This is a genomic window from Pectobacterium quasiaquaticum (assembly GCF_014946775.2).
Classification (GTDB): domain Bacteria; phylum Pseudomonadota; class Gammaproteobacteria; order Enterobacterales; family Enterobacteriaceae; genus Pectobacterium; species Pectobacterium aquaticum.
In genome coordinates, this window is the sequence record NZ_CP065177.1 from 2074830 (window position 1) to 2094302 (window position 19473).

The 19473-nt window shown below is 50.7% G+C and carries 18 protein-coding genes; 6 read left to right on the forward strand and 12 right to left on the reverse strand.

The window, feature by feature from the left end; genetic code table 11:
• Positions 1-3 precede the first annotated feature (3 nt).
• From IG609_RS09650 to IG609_RS09665, 4 genes are read right to left on the reverse strand one after another with little or no spacing between them, the layout of a single operon-like run.
• Positions 4-282, reverse strand: a complete 279-nt coding sequence (locus IG609_RS09650) for a hypothetical protein (RefSeq protein ID WP_193400750.1) — start codon at positions 280-282, stop codon at positions 4-6.
• A gap of 44 nt (positions 283-326) precedes the next feature.
• Positions 327-1664 carry a PTS sugar transporter subunit IIC gene (locus tag IG609_RS09655; protein ID WP_193400635.1) on the reverse strand — a complete coding sequence of 446 codons (1338 nt, stop codon included), beginning with the start codon at positions 1662-1664 and terminating at the stop codon, positions 327-329.
• Between the two features lie 13 nt (positions 1665-1677).
• Positions 1678-1971 (reverse strand): PTS sugar transporter subunit IIB, encoded by a 294-nt coding sequence (locus tag IG609_RS09660; RefSeq protein ID WP_193400637.1) that lies wholly within the window; start codon positions 1969-1971, stop codon positions 1678-1680.
• 10 nt (positions 1972-1981) lie between these two features.
• Positions 1982-2962 (reverse strand): 6-phosphofructokinase, encoded by a 981-nt coding sequence (locus IG609_RS09665; RefSeq protein WP_193400639.1) that lies wholly within the window; start codon positions 2960-2962, stop codon positions 1982-1984.
• Between the two features lie 485 nt (positions 2963-3447).
• Between IG609_RS09665 and IG609_RS09670 the strand changes: the two genes are divergently transcribed.
• Positions 3448-4701 (forward strand): D-amino acid dehydrogenase, encoded by a 1254-nt coding sequence (locus IG609_RS09670; protein WP_193400753.1) that lies wholly within the window; start codon positions 3448-3450, stop codon positions 4699-4701.
• Positions 4702-4738: 37 nt separating this feature from the next.
• On the opposite strand, the gene IG609_RS09675 is transcribed toward IG609_RS09670, so the two are convergent.
• From IG609_RS09675 to yeaG, 3 genes are all read right to left on the reverse strand, one after another.
• Positions 4739-5938, reverse strand: coding sequence for a multidrug effflux MFS transporter (locus IG609_RS09675; protein ID WP_193400642.1), 1200 nt, complete (start codon positions 5936-5938; stop codon positions 4739-4741).
• 176 nt (positions 5939-6114) lie between these two features.
• Entirely contained in the window at positions 6115-7389 is a 1275-nt protein-coding gene (locus tag IG609_RS09680) for a YeaH/YhbH family protein (RefSeq protein WP_039277752.1), read from the reverse strand.
• A gap of 36 nt (positions 7390-7425) precedes the next feature.
• Entirely contained in the window at positions 7426-9360 is a 1935-nt protein-coding gene (gene yeaG, locus IG609_RS09685; RefSeq protein ID WP_193398638.1) for a protein kinase YeaG, read from the reverse strand.
• A gap of 455 nt (positions 9361-9815) precedes the next feature.
• Here yeaG and IG609_RS09690 point away from each other — a divergent pair, with 455 nt between their 5' ends.
• Together IG609_RS09690 and IG609_RS09695 are read left to right on the forward strand one after the other, a co-directional pair.
• Positions 9816-10565, forward strand: coding sequence for a MipA/OmpV family protein (locus IG609_RS09690; protein ID WP_193398637.1), 750 nt, complete (start codon positions 9816-9818; stop codon positions 10563-10565).
• Between the two features lie 158 nt (positions 10566-10723).
• Positions 10724-11575: an aldo/keto reductase gene (locus tag IG609_RS09695; protein WP_193398636.1), complete on the forward strand. Its 852-nt coding sequence runs from the start codon at positions 10724-10726 to the stop codon at positions 11573-11575.
• 77 nt (positions 11576-11652) lie between these two features.
• Here the strand turns inward: IG609_RS09695 and IG609_RS09700 are convergent, their stop codons facing one another.
• Both IG609_RS09700 and gapA read right to left on the reverse strand, forming a co-directional pair.
• Positions 11653-12522, reverse strand: coding sequence for a D-hexose-6-phosphate mutarotase (locus tag IG609_RS09700; RefSeq protein ID WP_193398635.1), 870 nt, complete (start codon positions 12520-12522; stop codon positions 11653-11655).
• 107 nt (positions 12523-12629) lie between these two features.
• Entirely contained in the window at positions 12630-13625 is a 996-nt protein-coding gene (gene gapA / locus IG609_RS09705; RefSeq protein ID WP_102117593.1) for a glyceraldehyde-3-phosphate dehydrogenase, read from the reverse strand.
• A gap of 344 nt (positions 13626-13969) precedes the next feature.
• Between gapA and msrB the strand changes: the two genes are divergently transcribed.
• Both msrB and IG609_RS09715 read left to right on the forward strand, forming a co-directional pair.
• Positions 13970-14389: a peptide-methionine (R)-S-oxide reductase MsrB gene (gene msrB / locus IG609_RS09710; protein ID WP_193398634.1), complete on the forward strand. Its 420-nt coding sequence runs from the start codon at positions 13970-13972 to the stop codon at positions 14387-14389.
• A gap of 131 nt (positions 14390-14520) precedes the next feature.
• Positions 14521-14799: a YeaC family protein gene (locus IG609_RS09715; protein WP_010295246.1), complete on the forward strand. Its 279-nt coding sequence runs from the start codon at positions 14521-14523 to the stop codon at positions 14797-14799.
• Between the two features lie 57 nt (positions 14800-14856).
• Here IG609_RS09715 and pncA read toward each other — a convergent pair whose 3' ends face one another.
• From pncA to sppA, 3 genes are all read right to left on the reverse strand, one after another.
• The gene (gene pncA / locus IG609_RS09720; protein ID WP_193398633.1) at positions 14857-15504 is read right to left on the reverse strand and encodes a bifunctional nicotinamidase/pyrazinamidase; all 648 of its coding nucleotides are present in this window, start codon (positions 15502-15504) and stop codon (positions 14857-14859) included.
• A gap of 18 nt (positions 15505-15522) precedes the next feature.
• On the reverse strand, positions 15523-16542 hold the full coding sequence (gene ansA, locus IG609_RS09725; RefSeq protein WP_193398632.1) for an asparaginase: 1020 nt from the start codon (positions 16540-16542) through the stop codon (positions 15523-15525).
• Between the two features lie 236 nt (positions 16543-16778).
• Positions 16779-18629 carry a signal peptide peptidase SppA gene (gene sppA, locus IG609_RS09730; protein ID WP_193398631.1) on the reverse strand — a complete coding sequence of 617 codons (1851 nt, stop codon included), beginning with the start codon at positions 18627-18629 and terminating at the stop codon, positions 16779-16781.
• A 285-nt stretch (positions 18630-18914) separates the two neighbouring features.
• Between sppA and IG609_RS09735 the strand changes: the two genes are divergently transcribed.
• The gene (locus tag IG609_RS09735; protein ID WP_193398630.1) at positions 18915-19466 is read left to right on the forward strand and encodes an NAD(P)H nitroreductase; all 552 of its coding nucleotides are present in this window, start codon (positions 18915-18917) and stop codon (positions 19464-19466) included.
• Positions 19467-19473: the final 7 nt, after the last annotated feature.

Genomic DNA, 19473 nt, shown 5'->3' on the forward strand with positions numbered 1-19473 from the left:
TCCTCATATATTTTTCCGAATGGTATTTCTGAGTTCATCTATCTGAATGAAAATACGATCAACGCGATCCCGATAGTCAGGATGCGCAGAAAATAACTGAATGGCCTGGTTGTATTTAATCATTAGCGCTTTTTGTGTTTCACTATGGGCCGGATCCTGAACTAAGTGAGACTCAAGCTCCGCTAATTCTTCCTCAATTTCCCTAATGCGATTGTCATCCTTATTATCGAGCGGGTCGGAAGCGGGAACTGGGGATAAAAAGCGTTTGAGTAGAGAAAACATAGTGACTCCTTAAGCTATTTGCATCATGACAGCAGGCCAATACGCTATTGCGATAGTTTACGATTCGCAATAAAGGCAATGAAGGCAACGAACGCGACAAAGGCGGCGACAAATAGCCAGTCTTGCTGGAAGGCATGTCCTAATATCAGGCCAGTGCCGATGACATCGGAATCACTGAAGGTGACGCCAGTAAATCCGAAGACTTCCAGTAATGGCACCAGAATAGCGGGCAAGAGCGTAATAAAAAGACCATGAACCACGCCGCCGATGACTGCGCCACGCCGCCCTCCCATGGCGTTACCGAAAATACCCGCTGTCCCGCCCGCAAAGAAGTTGGTCAGTAAACCTGGCAAAATCATCGCCAATCCAAACATCGGGAAGATCAGCATTCCCAGAATGGAACCGACGGTGGTGGCGAGGAAGCCAACAATCACGGCGTTGGGCGCATAAGGGAAGAGCACCGGGCAATCTAACGCGGGTTTAGCGTTAGGAACCAGCCGCATGGCGATCCCCCGAAATGCGGGAACCAGCTCATTAAGCAGCAGACGGACACCGCTGTAGAGAACGAAAACGCCTGCGACAAACTGCATGGACTGCATGAAGGAATACATCAGATAGTTGACGCCGTTGGCGTACTGCGCGATGTAGGTCGGTCCCGCCGCTACGGCAGGGATGAGGTACATCGGTACCATGACGACGGCCATCGACAGGTAGGTATCCTGCAAGAATTTGAAATTATCAGGCAGCGTTAAATCTTCCGTGGATTTGGAATTTTTACCGACGACCCGAGCGACGGCAGCCTGCACCAGATACCCGATGGTACAAAAATGCCCCAGTGCAACATCATCGGAATTCGTGATTTTACGGACAATCGGCTGCGCCAGCGCGGGCATCAGCACGGCCATAATGCCGCCAAATATGCCTCCGGTTAAGATCAGTGTCGCGCCGGTCAAGCCCGATTTATAGCCGATCACGGTGCCGATGGTTGCCATCCACAGCAGAGCCTGTCCCGTTAGGAAGATATATTTAAAGGGAGTAATGCGTGCAATAAGGATGTTGACGGCAAAGATCACCATGAGCGTCAACGCGACTTCTGACCCGAGTTCGCGGTTTGCCAACCCGGCGATGGCGGCGACATCGGTGATGTAGCCTTTCATGCCAAAGCCTTGGGTAAATATGTTGTTCAAATAAGTCAGGGTATCAACGATGATGTTAATCCCTGCCATCATAATGAGGAAACCCAGCAGCGTCTTGAAGGTTCCCTCTGCAATTTTCCCTACTGATTTCTTCTGTAAAATCAATCCGATCATGGCGATCAGCGCGATGAGTATGGATGCCTGGCCTAATAAATCTTTCACAATGAAATTGATAACGGTGTTCATTTTTCACCTCATGCTATTGATTAGCCTGGATATACGTTAAAATTTTTTCTTCTATTTCGTCTTTATCAGTCAATTTATTAAGAATGATGACTCTTTTTTTCTCATCTTCACTGGCATCACTATTCAGGATGTCAGCAAATATTTTCTGGGTTAGGATGACGTCATAATTAAAGGCAGAGGCCTCTGAAATCGTGGTGTGATTTATTTCCGCATCAATACCTAATTTTTTTAGTACGGATTTGGCTGTCATTTCGATAGCGAAACTGGAACCTAATCCACAACCGCAAACGCAAAGTACTTTCAACATAATCATGGCCTCATATAAGGTGATGGGCTTTCGCGAGCTTATAAAAGTGACTGTCGACATCAACCAAACGTCGTTCGGAATCCTCCAGGTCGATAGGAATAGCCTTGTTGTTATTATTGATAATGATAATTTTATTGGTTAGTCCGGCGTTAATACACCGAACCACTTCTTCTGCTAATAGGGTGCCCTGAATAATTTCTTCCCCGGTGGGCGCGCCATTTCGTAAGCCATATCCCAAAATGGTTTTTCGGATACGGATGCCAATCTTATGCTCTAGTTTATTGATAATCGTATCGATAGCGCCCTGAAAGCCAGGAGTATACTCATGGGTATAGCCTTCAGAACATAAAATGATCACGCTGTTTTGTTCTGCGATTTTCTCCCGAATGCATTGTGATAATTTATCAATATCCCACGGTGATTCTGGAATGAGTGCAATATCTGCGTTGCTCTTTAATGCCGCCTGTAATGTTAATTCACCGCAATAACCGCCGAGTAATTCAATCATGAATACCCGTCCTTGTAGTCCACGGCCTGTATTTCGCAATTTTTCTACTTCACTCATTACCTGCTCACAGGCGGTAGAAAAACCGATCGTATAGCTGTTCCCTGAAATGTCATTATCAATCGTCATGCCTACGCCATAGCAATGAATGCCATAGTGACTGAGTTTTTTTAGAAATTGGAATGAACCATCTCCCCCAGCCATAATGAGCGCGTCGAGTTTTTGTTTTTGAATGTTTTTGACGATTTTCTCATAGTCTGTTTTTCTACATTTTCCGGTTTTTCTCCCTGAAGTAATCAGGGGCATTGCCGAGATTGAATAATCCACTAAATCGCGGCGAGTGAGGACTTTACAGCAGTTATCGATAAGGCCATTAATTCCACCATCGAAAATGACGATGTCAGAGGCAGTCATTCTGTTCACCTGAAAAATGAAGTTATTTATTCCGCTAACGTCGCCGCCGCTAATGACTAATCCAATTTTCATCGTCGCCCTCTGGAAATATGAATAACCACCGTGTGAACACAATGTTATTAAACTGATAAGGCGTTTTTTTGATGAATGTCGCAAATTTGTATTTAATTACGGTGCTGAGTGTCTTGACAGTGATGTTGATTATTCGATTGATGTGATGATTATCACGATTTAAAAATAAGCAATCTCACTAACTTATTAATTAACCTGGACTTTAACATTTCCCCCTTTTTTACTTTTATTATGCTTTTCAGCTAAAAAACGAATACATATTTTGTGAATGATTTCACAGTTATTTCGTTACGATCTCCAATGGAGAAGCAACGGATCGAAGAGATAACAATAGATAAATGTTATCGTCGAGATTGGTGACAATTCCTTCCCAAATGCTAGAGTAGTCTTCAGTTTTACCTTTTAACTAGTGTTTTATTCCATTAAATAAGCATTTTTCCAGTAGATTAGACGGTCTTTAACGGAGAGAAAGGGAGAGCGGTAGCATGCGGGTTGTGATTCTGGGAAGTGGCGTCGTTGGCGTAAGTACCGCCTGGTATCTTGCGCAGGCAGGGCATGATGTTACCGTGATCGACAGGCAGCCGGAGCCCGCGTTGGAAACCAGCGCCGGGAATGCCGGACAGATTTCCCCCGGCTATGCCGCGCCTTGGGCTGCGCCGGGAATACCGCTGAAAGCGATAAAGTGGATGTTTCAGCGTCATGCTCCGTTGGCCATCCGGCCGGACTTCACGGCAGCACAGCTGTGCTGGATGTGGCAAATGTTGCTCAACTGCGACGCGCGCCACTATAAAACGAATAAAGCGCGGATGGTGCGGCTGGCGGAATACAGTCGCGACTGTCTGCAAGCGCTGCGGCGAGATACCGGTATCCAGTACGAAGGTCGACAAGGTGGAACGCTGCAACTGTTTCGCACTGAGCAGCAGTATGAAAACGCGACACGCGATATCGCCGTGCTGGAAGAGGCTGGCGTACCGTATCAACTGCTGACGCGTCATGAGCTAGCCTCGGTGGAACCTGCGCTGGCACACGTGGCGGGAAAACTGACCGGCGGGCTGCGTTTACCGCATGATGAGACCGGCGACTGCCAGCTGTTCACTCGCCAACTGGCGGCGATGGCTGCCGATGCAGGTGTCACCTTTAAGCTGGGGCGTAACGTTCGCCAGTTGCGGGTGGAAGGGCAAAGCGTCACGGGCGTCCAGTGCGACGATGAAATGATCGTGGCAGATGCCTATGTGATGGCGTGCGGCTCCTATTCCACCGGATTACTGCGTCAGTGGTTCGATATTCCGGTTTATCCGCTGAAAGGCTATTCACTGACGATTCCGCTGGCGGATGACGCTTTTGCACCGGTTTCTACCGTATTGGATGAAACCTATAAAATAGCGATTACTCGTTTTGATCGTCGCATTCGCGTCGGAGGCATGGCAGAGGTCGTAGGTTTCAACACCGAGCTGAATCCCAAGCGCCGTGAAACGCTGGAAATGGTGGTGCGCGATCTCTATCCTCACTGCGGCCCGATTGAGCAAGCAACCTTCTGGACGGGATTGCGTCCGATGACGCCGGACGGCACGCCGCTGGTGGGGCGCTCACCGTTAAAAAATCTGTATCTGAATACGGGGCACGGCACGTTGGGCTGGACGATGGCCTGTGGATCGGGGAAATTACTGGCGGATATTCTGTCGAACAAATCACCGGATATTGAAGCCGATGATTTGTCCGTGGAAAGGTATGCGCGTTAGATTTGAACTACTTATTTTTGAACTACTTATTTTTGAACTACGTACGGGGCAGCGATGTAATGCTGCCCTTGTGGTGCCGCGTAAGCAGGCGGGCGCGTATTGCCAGCAGTGCGGCACAGAGCATGACCAGCGCCAGTGATACTTTTGACGGCAGAGGAATGGCCATAGCAATCAGCCCCAGCGCCGCGCCGCCCGCCATCTGCAAAAATCCTACCATCGCCGACGCAATCCCCGCCTCATTGGAATAAGGCTCCAGCGCATAGCTGGTGGACGGCCCGATCAAAAATGCCAGACCGGCACAGGCCAGCGCGACAGGCAGCATGTAGGTTGGCCAGGTGTTTTGCATCGCTTCGGGTAAGAGAACGACGCCGCCAAGCAGCGAAAGAAACCCAGCCCCCATCAGCAGGCTACCGATAGCCAAGCAGCGCGGTCGGCCGACTTTGCGGATAATGCGATTTGCAAAGAAGCTGACCAGCATGATCCAAAAACCGTTTACGCCAAAGGCAATGGAAAACTCAAGCGGCGTGAGCCGGGCCTCATTCATCAACACCACGGGAGAGAAGGTGACATAGGTCAATGCCATCCCCATGGCACCCGCGTTGACTGAGGCAAATCCCAGAAACTGGCGATCGGATAACAGACGTGCGTATTGGCGCAGCGGCAAGCCGTGTACGGGCAGTGTTGAGTCTGGGCGCGTTTCAGGCAGGAAGCGGATGACGAGTGCCAGTACCAGAATACTGTAGCCCGCGAGGAACCAGAAGGGGGCACGCCAACCGAAGGCTTCGGCCAACAGCCCACCCAAGAGCGGCGCCAGCGCCGGCACAATGTTCAGCGTGCCGTTAAGAAAGCCATAGGTTCTGGCGGCATCGTCGCCGTTCAGTTTGTCACGCACGCTGCTGAAAATGGCGACGGCGGTACAGCAGACGGCCAGCCCCTGAAAAAGGCGTGAGAGGACGAACAGCGTGGCGCTGGTGGCTAGCGCGGCCATGATCGCACCGATGAGATAGATAATCACGCCAGCCAGCGCCATAGGGCGTCGACCGTATTTATCGACCAGCGGCCCTGCTAGCAGTTGGCCTAATCCCATGATCAGAATAAACAGTGCGACGGTGGATTGAATCAGCGATTCAGGGCTGTTCAGTGCCACGGCGATGGCGGGAATAAGCGGTAAATAGATGTCGATGCCCAGAGGGCCGAGTAGAACCAGAGTCAGTAAAATCAGAACAAATCGTTGCATAACAAAAACAGAAATCTATGTTTTATGGGTTCGACAGGGTAATGCGCACACTGGCGGAAAGAAAGCGTTATCTTTGTGACAATGTCACGACGAGGTAGTGATTTCAACTCTGGAAAGAGAAAATCAGCCAGCTAACGATTAATTATTAACAGATAACTGGCTGATTGAGAGGAGGGTCAGTGCCCTACCGTTTGTTTACGGAAGAGTTCACGGAAGACAGGGTAGATATCATCCTGATCGCGGATATGCTGCATGGCGAAATTATCGAACGTATCGCGTAGCGTTTCATATTCGCGCCAGAGCGTCTGGTGTGAACGCCGAGTGATTTCAATATAGCTATAGTAACGCACCATCGGCAGAAGCTGATTTGCCAGAATCTGGTGACACAGTGGTGAGTCATCGGCCCAGTTATCGCCATCCGACGCCTGTGCCGCATAGATGTTCCACTGTGACGGATCGTAACGCTCGCGAACCACTTCCTCCATCAGCTTTAACGCACTGGAGACAATGGTGCCGCCGGTTTCCTGAGAGTAGAAGAACTCCTGTTCATCAACCTCTTTCGCCTGTGTATGGTGGCGAATGTAGACGACGTCGACGTTTTTATAATTTCGGCTGAGGAACAGATACAGCAGAATATAAAAGCGCTTCGCCATGTCTTTCGTCGCCTGATCCATCGAACCAGACACATCCATCAAACAGAACATCACCGCTTGGCTCGACGGTTCGGCCCGACGCTCGTAGTTCCTGTAGCGCAGGTCAAACGTATCAATAAACGGCACGCGGGCGATTTTCTGGCGCAGTTCGTTAATTTCCTGCCGCAGCCGTTCCTCTTCCAGCAATTGTGCAGGTTCGGTATGCGCCAACTGTTCCAGCGTCTCTTCCAGTTCATGCAGCGTACGCCGTTTACCCGCTGTCATCGCCATACGGCGTGCCAGCGAGTTTTGCAGCGAACGTACCACGCTGATATTGGCAGGAACGCCGTTAGCGGTGTACCCAGCGCGGTGCGTTTTGTACTCGTTCATTTGCCGATGCTGGGTTTTCTTCAGATTCGGCAGCGCTAGATCTTCAAACAGCAGGTCCAGATATTCATCTTTGGAGATCTGAAAGACAAATTCATCTTCGCCTTCGCCATCTTTACTGGCATCCCCCTGACCGGAACCACCGCCGCCACCTCCTTGTGGCCGCTCGATTTTGTCGTTCTGTACAAAGTGATCGTTGCCCGGGTGGACGCGGTGGCGGCGTCCTCCACGGCCCTGATGGAACATCGGTTCGTTGATGTCTGCATTGGGGATCGAGACGGACTCCCCGCTTTCGATGTCGGTCACCGAACGCTTATTAATGGCCTCGGAAATCGACTGTTTTATTTGCGACTTATAGCGGCGCAGAAAGCGTTGGCGGTTCACCGTGCTTTTGTTTTTGCCGTTCAGTCGTCGGTCAATAAAATAGGCCATGTTTCCCCCAAACGCTGTTGCCAGCATCGTGCGTCATTATGATGACTTCCTCACCCGCAGATACCATTCGCACAGCAAACGAACCTGTTTCCGGGTGTAGCCTTTCTCCATCATGCGATCGACGAAGTCATCATGTTTTTTCTGTTCATCCGTTGAGGTTTTGGTATTAAACGAAATCACAGGCAGCAGCTCTTCCGTATTGGAGAACATCTTCTTCTCAATGACCGTACGCAGCTTCTCGTAACTGGTCCAGTTTGGATTCCGGCCGCTATTGTTGGCACGGGCGCGCAGGACAAAGTTGACGATCTCGTTACGGAAGTCTTTAGGGTTGCTGATGCCCGCAGGCTTCTCGATCTTTTCCAGCTCGGCGTTTAACGATTCGCGGTCAAACAGCTGGCCAGTATCTGGGTCACGGTACTCCTGATCCTGAATCCAGAAATCCGCATAGGTAACATAACGGTCAAAAATGTTCTGGCCGTATTCGGAATAGGATTCGAGGTAGGCGGTCTGGATCTCTTTACCGATAAACTCGGCGTATTTCGGTGTCAGATAGCCTTTCAGGTGCTCTAAATATTTCTCTGCCAGCTCCTGCGGGAACTGTTCGCGCTCGATCTGCTGCTCCAGCACATAGAACAGGTGCACCGGGTTAGCCGCGACTTCGCTGTGATCGAAGTTAAAGACGCGCGATAGAATCTTGAACGCGAAGCGGGTCGACAGACCGTTCATTCCCTCATCCACGCCTGCATAGTCGCGATACTCCTGATAGGACTTCGCCTTCGGATCGGTATCTTTCAGGCTTTCGCCGTCGTAAACCCGCATCTTGGAATAGATGCTGGAGTTTTCGGGATCTTTCAGACGCGACAGAATGGAGAAACGGGCCAGCGTTTCCAGCGTGCCGGGCGCACAAGGGGCATGCGTCAGTTCGCTGTGATCCAGCAATTTGTCGTAGATCTTGACCTCTTCGGACACGCGCAGGCAGTACGGCACCTTCACGATATACACGCGGTCAAGAAACGCTTCATTGTTCTTGTTGTTACGGAACTGCACCCACTCGGATTCATTAGAGTGCGCCAGAATAATCCCGTTGAACGGTAGGGCGGCAATGCCTTCCGTCCCGTTATAGTTGCCTTCTTGTGTCGCAGTCAGTAGTGGGTGGAGAACCTTGATCGGCGCTTTGAACATTTCGACGAATTCCATAATGCCCTGATTCGCGCGGCATAGTGCACCGGAATAACCGTAGGCATCGGGATCGTTTTGGGCAAAATGCTCCAGCTTGCGGATGTCGACTTTACCAACCAGCGCTGAAATGTCCTGATTGTTTTCATCGCCGGGCTCGGTCTTCGCGATCCCAATTTGCGCCAGAATTGAGGGCCAAACTTTGACAACTCTGAACTTGGTAATGTCGCCGCCAAACTCCTGAAGGCGCTTGGCTGCCCACGGCGACATGATGGTGCCGAGGTAGCGCCGTGGAATGGCATACTCTTTCTCAAGTATTGTGGCATCTTCCTGCGGGTTGAACAGGCAGAGCGGATGATCATTCACTGGGCTGCGTTCGCCGTTAGCACTGAGGATGTAAATCGGTACGCGCTGCATTAGCGCTTTCAGGCGTTCGGCAAGAGACGATTTCCCGCCGCCGACTGGCCCCAACAGATACAGAATCTGTTTCTTCTCTTCCAATCCCTGCGCGGCATGTTTCAGGTAAGAGACAATCTGTTCGATGGCCTCTTCCATACCATAAAATTCTTCAAAAGCAGGGTAGCGAGCAATCACCCGGTTTGAGAATAGGCGCGACATTCGTGATTCTTGGGCGGTATCCACCATTACAGGCTCACCGATAGCCGTTAACAATCGTTCAGCCGCGTTCGCATAAGCGTTGCGATCCTGCTGACAGATGGTAAGGAATTCCTGCAGAGTGAACTCTTCGTCCTTGGCAGCGTCGTAGCGCTGGCGGTAGTGATCAAATATGTTCATAGTGATGCCCGTCCTTCGTCGATTAGCACAGATTAAGAGAGCGTGTGGAATATATGCCTATTAATGTATTGCCCTCCGAAAGAAGAAATCTCCTGAGTCCAGCAACCCTTATGCCAACTTGTCGCATCAGGGCGTCGTGATTTTATTCATTCCTGCTGGTCAGGAAGACGTCACCTTCTGTATTAAAGCGTAGTTTGCATCCGTAAAATTTCCTCTAGTCCACAGACGTATTTTTAAGATATTTCAAGGACTCACTTTCAGGAAAATCCGTGTAACATTATAGGGAATAGGCGCTCAGCCTTAAGAACTCGGCCTATTACCGACGTTAGCGCACGTAAAACCTATCGAATATATCGGTTATTCGTTAATGTTATTTTTATATAACCTGAACGCGAACGTGTGTAATTGGCTTATCATGTTTCATGATATTTATCTGTAATAGGAAATAGAAAACTGTGAAAAAACCTCAACTATGTATGCTGGCCGCGCTGGTTTCTGGTGCTGTGCTCCTGCCTTCAGCCTATGCCGCAGATGTCTCTCTGGGCCTTGGCGCTGCGGGTTCAACGTCCGTGTACCGTGGTGTTGATAATGACGTTTATCCGCTTCCTGTGCTGAATTATGAAAGTGAAAGTTTTTATTTCCGCGGGCTGGGTGGTGGATACTACCTGTGGAATGACGGCGCAAATCGTTTCTCTTTAACGGCGTACTACCTGCCTTTAGGGTTTAAACCGGGAGATAGTGACGATCTGCGTATGAAGCAGTTGGACAAACGCCGCGGTACGCTGATGGCGGGTGCGGCTTATCGTCATACTGCCGACTGGGGTGAAATTCGTACCGTGTTGGCCGGTGATACGCTGGATTACAGCAACGGTTTCATATGGGATACCGCCTACCTTTACCGCTTCTCAATGGGTGATCTGAGTATCACCCCCGGTATCGGTGCCTCTTGGTTCAGTGAAAATATGAACCAGTATTACTACGGTGTTAGCGCACAGGAGTCCGCTCGTTCTGGCTTTAACCAATACAGCCCTGGCGATGGCTGGGCCCCGTATCTTGAACTGAGCGCGGGTTATCAGATTAACGAAAGCTGGAGCGCCTGGGCCGTGGGCCGTTACACGCGTCTGTCTGACGAAATGAAAGACAGCCCGATTGTTGATAGTAACCACAGCATCTTGATGAGCGCGGGCGTCAGCTATCGCTTCTGATGCTTTTCATGAGCGCTTTTAATGCTCTTCGTAAGCATAGTGCATCTGCCGTACAATAATGGGGTGATATCACCCCATTTGCACATTTATGGTGCGCCAAACGCCATGTTAGGTTGACGGCAAACCCGTTACGTTGACGGCAGGCAAGGGAGGAACGTGTGACAAAAGCGATTCGTTTTCCAGATGACACCCGCGTACCGGCGATCGGTCAGGGAACGTGGTACATGGGCGAAGATGCCCGAATGAAAGCGCAGGAAGTGACGGCGCTGCAAACGGGTATCGATCTTGGGTTAACGCTGATTGATACGGCCGAAATGTATGCGGAAGGCAGGGCGGAGGACATCGTCGGTGAAGCGATACGTGGCCGCCGCGATAGCATTTATCTGGTGTCGAAAGTCTATCCGCACAATGCGGGAGGCGAAAAGGCGATACAGGCGTGTGAACGCAGCCTGAAGCGACTGCAAACCGAGCGCATTGACCTGTATTTGCTACATTGGCGCGGTGGCATCCCGTTAGTGGATACGATTGCGGCGATGGAGCGGTTACAGCAGGCGGGAAAAATCGGCCAGTGGGGCGTCTCCAATCTCGACTTTGAGGATATGCAGGAGCTCTGGTCGCTAAACGGCGGACAGCGCTGCATGACCAATCAGGTGCTTTACCATTTGGCATCGCGCGGTATTGAGTTTGATTTGTTACCGTGGTGTCAGCAACAGCCGCTTCCGGTAATGGCATATTGCCCGCTAGCGCAGGCCGGGCGCTTGCGTGAGGGATTATTCTCGCATCCGGTGGTGAACCGCATTGCGCGTGAACATAACATCACGCCTGCTCAACTTCTACTGGCGTGGGTGATTCGCCAGCCGGGCGTGCTCGCGATTCCAAAAGCCAGTTCTGTGAAGCATGTGCAGGAAAATGCGAAAGCGCTGGACGTGGTGCTATCGAAGGAAGATATCGCACAGCTCGATCAGGCCTTTCCACCGCCGACGCGTAAACAGCATTTGGATGTGGTGTAACGGAAGCGAAAGGATTTGCGGAAAAGGATTTGCAGAATAGGGCGTATGGCGAAATCGGCATACACCCTATCGCGTGGTTATTTCTTGATGCGGATAACCGTTGCCAGACGCGCTGGCGCGTTGACGGAGGCGACAAACGGTTGATTAATGCGCGCAGTTTCCACACACACGAACGTTTTATATCCCTCATCGGTCATATCGCTAATCGTACGAGAGAGCTCAGCACCGGGGTTCCATGACACGACATCGCTATGGTGCGTATGGTGCACTTCGATAGCACGTTTCAGCACAGCGTCATGTACCACACTGGTGTCCTGCGGCTGGGTATAAATGCGGTCTGTACGGTCGGTAAAGACCAGATCGCCTTGCTGCGTTGTCAGCTTGCCCTGATCCACCTTATCAATGAAAGACTCACCCAGGCCAGCAATGCGGATATTGCTGATATCGCCGATATTGAAATAGGTATGCAGCGCGCTGGTAATGCTGTAATCACCATGCGCTTCCAGTTCAATGCCACATTCCTTACCCAGCTTGAAGCGGGCGATGAGCGTGAACGCATGCGGCCAGCTCTTGCGCGTTTCTTCATTGTCTTGCAGCGTGAACGTGAGCTGTACGCCGTGTTCATCTTCGCTGTGGGCGGTAAATTCCCACGGCAGCAGACGGGCAAAACCGTGATTAGGATCGGCGAAAGGGCCAAACCAAGGGAAACAGATCGGGACACCGCCGCGAATCGCAACGTGATGAGTAAAAGGCGTATTGTCGCTCAGCCAGAGCACCGGCTCTTCGTTTGTTGGCTGCCAACTGAGCAGATGCGCACCTTGTAATGCGACTGCCGCGCGAACTTCAGGGTGATCAACGACAATGATGGGTAATTGGTCCAACTGACGCTGGGTGAGGGTGGCGCTAATTTGTTTCGTGACGGGGAGTGAGAACATTGTGTTATGCATGATAGTGCCTTTTTTTGATTGTTTTTCGTGGTAAAAAGAAATCTGCAATAAACAATAAAAAAGGGCGACATCACGTCGCCCTTTTTTCACAGAATCATCGCTGACGCTTATTTAGAGATGTGAGCGATCAGATCCAGAACTTTGTTTGAATAACCAGTTTCGTTATCGTACCAGGAAACCAGTTTCACAAAGTTGTCGCTCAGAGCGATACCCGCTTTAGCATCGAATACGGAAGTCAGTTTTTCACCGTTGAAATCGGTAGAAACGACTTCATCTTCGGTGTAGCCCAGAACGCCTTTCAGCTCGCCTTCAGAAGCGGCTTTGATTGCTGCACAAATTTCTTTGTAAGAAGCAGGTTTTTCCAGGCGTGCAGTCAGGTCAACAACAGAAACGTTCGGGGTAGGAACGCGGAACGCCATACCAGTCAGTTTGCCGTTCAGCTCAGGAATCACTTTACCTACTGCTTTAGCAGCACCGGTAGAAGATGGGATGATGTTCTGTGCTGCGCCGCGGCCGCCGCGCCAGTCTTTGTGAGACGGGCCATCAACCGTTTTCTGCGTTGCAGTGGTTGCGTGAACAGTGGTCATCAGTGCTTCAACGATACCGAAGTTGTCGTTGATGACTTTTGCCAGCGGAGCCAGGCAGTTGGTGGTGCAAGATGCGTTAGAAACGATTTCCTGACCAGCGTAAGTTTTGTGGTTTACGCCCATAACGAACATTGGGGTGTCATCTTTAGATGGACCAGTCAGAACGACTTTCTTCGCACCAGCAGCGATGTGTTTACGTGCAGTCTCGTCAGTCAGGAACAGGCCAGTTGCTTCAGCAACAACATCCACGTTGACTTCGTTCCACTTCAGGTTTGCAGGATCGCGCTCTGCGGTAACACGAATGGTTTTGCCGTTAACAACCAGGTGGCCATCTTTAACTTCAACGGTGCCGTCGAAACGACCATGAGTTGAGTCGTACTTCAGCATATACGCCATGTAATCAGCATCTAACAGGTCGTTGATTGCAACGATCTCGATGTCAGAACGCTCTTGCGCAGCGCGAAAAACAATACGGCCGATACGGCCAAAACCGTTGATACCTACTTTGATAGTCATATATTCCACCAGCTATTGGTTTGTGAATAAAAGGTTGGTTGTAAAATTACAAAAACCTTGCTGAGCGTCAAGCGGAATCGTGTCAATAGTTGCTGTAAGTCAAACCTATGACCAAACTTTGTGCGAAAACCGCTCGACCCTGTAACTAAGTAACATCTAAGCCTGATATGAGGGTGAAATGCATCATATAAAGCCTGTGTGATCTCAATATGTGATTCGCATCACAATTAAATATTGATGCTAATAACATTCCTAATATTAGGCCAGAACGGTCTGTCAGGTTGTTAATTTTTTGTTATAATCAATGATTAATTGAATTGATAACACTCGCTGTGAGACTTCCTATGACTAACGACTCTGCTTCGCGTACCCCATCCGACAATACTGAATTGACAGAGATGCAGCGCTATGTCACCCAGCAACGTGGTACGGAACCTGCATTTTCAGGCAAATTGCTGCATAACAAGCGCACTGGCGCTTATCACTGCCTGTGCTGCCAGGCTCCGCTGTTTTATTCCGACAGTAAATACGACACCGGCTGTGGCTGGCCAAGCTTCGATCAGCCCGTTTCTTCAGAGGCGATTCGCTATCTGGAAGATGATTCACACAATATGCGCCGTATTGAGATCCGCTGCGGGCAGTGTGATGCGCATCTGGGGCACGTTTTCCCTGATGGCCCGAAAACCACGGGCGAACGCTACTGCGTGAATTCGGCTTCACTGAGTTTCATCGACGACATTGATGGCGAACGCGTTGACGGGTAATCTGTCTGTGATAGGTGCGACGGCGATAAACTAGATGATAGTTGGCTTTAAACGATTCAGCTACTAAAAACGCTGTTAGCACAGAAACCCAGTAAGAATAAACCTGACCTTTCTCGGAGCAGAAACCGGATATGGAACTCAATGATCTGATCGACGCTATGACGCCAGAAATTTACCAACGGTTAGTCACGGCGGTGGAACTGGGCAAATGGCCAGACGGTGTCGCGTTGACGGCTGAACAGAAAGAAAATTGCCTGCAAATGGTGATGATGTGGCAGGCTCGCCATAACGAACAGGCTGAACACATGACGATTGGCACTGATGGCGAAATCGTGATGAAGAGTAAGCAAGAGCTGAAGCGCGAGTTTAACATCGCTGACGCCATTATTACGCTGAAACCCAACGCGTAAAACATAAGCAGGCAGCCGCAATGGCTGCCGCTGTTCCCGTTGTCAGTAGCCGTAGCGTTAGTGGGTGGCAGACAACGTAGTAAGAAACTGCGCCATATCCGTCAGTATCGCCCCACGTTGTGTCATTTCCAGTAATGCGGATTCACTGTCATCTGACGAAAGATTCACGCCACGACAGCCATCCACCAAGACTTCGGTGTGATAGCCCAGCGCAATCGCATCCAGCACGCTGAACTTGACGCAATAATCGGTCGCCAGCCCCAGAATAATCAAATGGGTGATGTGATTGGCGTGTAGCCACGCATCCAATTCGGTTTTCACCCGATGTCCGTTATCGAAAAAAGCGCTATAGCTATCGATCTCCGGCTGGGTTCCTTTTCGCACTACCCACTGAATGGCTGATTGATTCAGTGCTGGATGAAAATCAGCGCCGGTTGTTCCCTGCACACAGTGAATCGGCCACCAGATCTGCGGCCAACCGTTTAACTCACCGAGTTCTCCGACCTTGGTATTCGCATTAACCGCAAAACTGCCGTGATTAGCGGGGTGCCAATCCTGACTGGCAATCACTGGAACGCCAGCGGCGACGCAGGCTTCAATAGCGCGGTTAGCCACCTCAATGACGCGGTCGCCTTCGTTAACGGGCAATGCGCCACCGGGACAAAAATCATTTTGCAGATCAACTAATAGCAATGCTTTTTTCATTACGACTCCGTGATTGATTCAGTCTTTATCGCTCAATTCCCCGAGCAGGTTTTTCTGCATCAACTGGCGAATGTCATCGGCGCTTAGGTCTTGCTGGCTCAGTAAGTAATGCAGTTTGGTCAATGCGGCTTCGACCGTCATGTCAAAGCCACTGATAACGCCTGCATGCGCCAGCGCATTGCCTGTCGCATAGCCGTCCATGTTAACGCGCCCAGAAATACACTGTGTCAGGTTAACGACTACAATGCCGCGAGCAGAGGCTTCACGTAATTCATGCAGCAGCCCCGGGCTTTGCGGTGCGTTGCCAACGCCGTAGGAGCGCAGGATAAGTGCTTTCACCGGTTGACGGAGGAAATTGCTGATGACATCGGCAGAAATGCCGGGGTAAATCGTAATTACCCCGATAGGCTGCGGCGTAATGTGATGCACTTTCAGCGGCGGACAGTTGCTACATTCCACGGTCGGTGCCAGCCGACGAATATGGATACCGGCTTCCAGCAGCGGCGGATAGTTGGGGGAAGCGAAGGCATCAAAGCCGTCCGCGTGAGCTTTGGTGGTGCGGTTGCCGCGCAGCAGTTTGTTATTGAAGAAGAGGGCGACTTCATTAATCGGATGATTAGCCGCAACGTACAGCGCGTTCAGCAGGTTGGTCTGACCGTCCGAGCGCAATTCCGCTAACGGAATTTGTGACCCTGTCACGATAACCGGTTTGGCAAGATTTTCCAGCATAAACGAGAGCGCAGAGGCGGTGAACGCCATCGTGTCAGTACCATGCAGAATCACGAAACCGTCGTAATCATCGTAGTGGTTTTGAATATCGTCCGCGATGGATTGCCAATCCGCTGGCGTCATATCAGACGAATCGATCAGCGGATCATATTCATGAATTGTGAACGACGGCATCTCTTCACGGTGGAATTCCGGCATGTTTGCCAACTGCTGCTGTAAATGACCGGATACCGGAACATAGCCATTAGCAGAGCGCTGCATGCCGATAGTGCCGCCCGTATAGGCGACATAAATGGATTTCTTTCGCATGGTGGTGTGAGTCAGGCTTAAACCGAGAATTATAGAGGGAAAAACAGCCCGATAATACTATCATAAGCAATGACTATTACTATCGGGCTATACCCGTCATACTTCAAGCTGCTTGTGCGTTGGCAGCGTTCAGTCACCCGAATCACTTACCTGAGTAAGCTCATCGGGATGCCTTCTCTTGCCGCCTTCACGCAACTCGAATTATTTAGGGTACATATTGGCGACTACTGTAAACGCTACCGGACTTCTCCGCAGGTGAGGCAAAATGCATACCGGTTCTGCGGGTCGTTCAGGTTATTCATGATGGACGGCTGTGACCGCATGGCTTCCGCCAGCTGTGCGACCGGTGCTGGCAGCATAGACTGGACGGCAACGGGCAGCAGGGCATAAACGGAAGCGTTCACCTGATTCAGCATCGTGTCGAGCAAACTTGGCTGTTCGGCATACCAGTTCAACTGATATTGCCCCAGTTTTGCCAGCTCAGCGGCTTTCTTCACGGCATCATCAAAATCGCCGATCTGATCGACCAAACCATTTTCTTTCGCGTCGCTACCGACCCAGACGTGACCTTGTGCGATCTGATCGATTTGCTCAGGCGTTTTCTTACGCGCCTGCGCCACGATATCAATGAAGTTCTTATAACCGCGTTCGATACTTAACTGCATCATCTGCGAGAATTCAGGCGGCAGCGATTTCGTGATCGACAGATCGGCCAGCGGAGAAGTGGCAACGCCATCCGTGTGGACGCCAAGGCTTTCCAGCGAATTCTCGAACGTGGTAATCACGCCAAAAATACCGATAGAACCAGTCAGGGTACTGGCGCTGGAGATGATTGCGTTCGCTGGCGTTGATATCCAGTAGCCGCCCGATGCTGCCATACCGCCCATAGATACCACGATCGGTTTACCCGCCAAACGGAGTGCCATCAGTTCTGAGCGAATCAGCTCTGACGCAGTGACGCTACCGCCGGGGCTATTGACGCGCAGTACCAGCGCTTTGACTTTAGGATCGAGGCGCGCGGCGCGGATTTGTGCTGCCGTGGTATCGCCCCCGACCATTCCCGGCGTTTCCGGGCCATCAATGATGGCGCCATTGGCAAATACAACCGCGATCTGGTTGTTATTTTGCACCGGCGGTTTGATGGTGTAGTCGTAAATGCTGATGAAATTAAAGTTGTTCTTCTGGCTATTCCAGCCGAATGCTTTAACCAGCGATTGCTCGGTCACGGAACGTGATGCCACTTCATCGACCAGCTTGTTATCCAGCGCATAGCGTGCGGTATCGCCCTGAACGGCCTGCAAGCCTGCAATGATGTTGGTTGCACCCGGGAAGAGCTGCTGAGGCGTAATCTGGCGGTTAGCGGAAACGGTATTTAAATACTGCTGCCACAGCGCATTGATCCAACGGCCATCGGCATCGCGTGCAGCAGGCGACATATCGTCACGCAGATACGGCTCAACGGCTGATTTATAGGTTCCCACGCGGAAGATATTGGTGGTCACTTTCAGCTTGTCCAACATGGACTTGAAATAGAGATTGTTGGTCGCGAAACCGTGTAGATCAACACTGCCTTGTGGCGTCAATGACACCGTATTAGCAAAACTGGCCAAATAGTATTGAGACTGGTTGTAGCTGTCGCCGACCGCATAAATAGGCTTACCGCTATCGCGAAATTCGCGTAGCGCCTTGCCGATATATTGCAGAGACGGTTGGTCGGCACCGGTAAAGTCGCTGAGATCCAGCACCATTCCCGTGATGTTGTCGTCACTCTTTGCCTGACGAATACTGTCGACAATATCGAACAGTGAGTTCTCCTGGCGACGGTTGTTCGATGCGCCAAAGAATTCACGTCCTAATTGACGCAGTCTGTTGTTAACGGTGGGTTGATCGACGACCACGCCCGTCAGATCGACCAGCAGCGCACCCTTCGTGGGCTCTTCCGGCGTCGTTTTTACCTGTGAGTAGATCCCAACACCCAATAAAATCAGAGCAATAAGGAAAATATTGAGAAGAAATTCTCTGATAAAATTAAGTAGACGCCATGTCCACTTAAAAAATCCGCTAAAAATTCGCCACAATGTGCGCATGATATCTCCATGAACGGGTAAACAGCGTGTGCCCTACGTCCTTCAACTCGCCCTCTGGCAAGTGATGAAGCACAAGGAGTGATAGTATCCTAATGAGCGGACAGTAAAAAGTCAGCATTAAATCGCCGCAGAAGCACGCCCTGTCAGGGGTTATCTTGTAACAAAACTTCTACTTGTGCTAACGTGGCGCGCAACGTTGTCGTACCGTCATTTCTACTGTAGAAGTGGCTTGCCGTAGAACTGAGTTGTACCGCAGAAATTATATTGCCAGACAGGAGATGTGCGATGGATGCTCTTGAATTGCTATTGAATCGTCGTTCGGCCTCGCGCCTGACCGCGCCAGCACCGACAGGTGACGCATTGAATAACATTATCCACGCCGGTATGCGTGCGCCGGATCATGGTGCCATGCAGCCGTGGCGCTTTTTTATGATCGAAAATGACGGCCTGGATCGTTTTAGTTCGCTACTGACCCGTGCAGCGCAGCAGGAAGGGTTTGACGAAGCCGGTATCGATAAAGCGCGTCAGGCACCTTATCGTGCACCGCTGATTATCACCGTTGTTGCGCATTGCGAAGAGAACCCGAAAGTCCCGCTTTGGGAGCAAATTGTCTCCGCAGGCTGTGCGGTTCAGGCCATGCAGATGGCGGCATTGGCGCAGGGTTTTAACGGTATCTGGCGTAGCGGTGCCTGGACACACAATTCACTGGTGCGTGAAGCGTTCAACTGCCGTGAACAGGATGAAATTGTCGGTTTCCTCTATCTGGGAACACCACAACTCAAAGCCTCGACCACGATCGCGCCGCTTGATACCGACGCGTTTGTTCACTACTTCTGATCGTCAT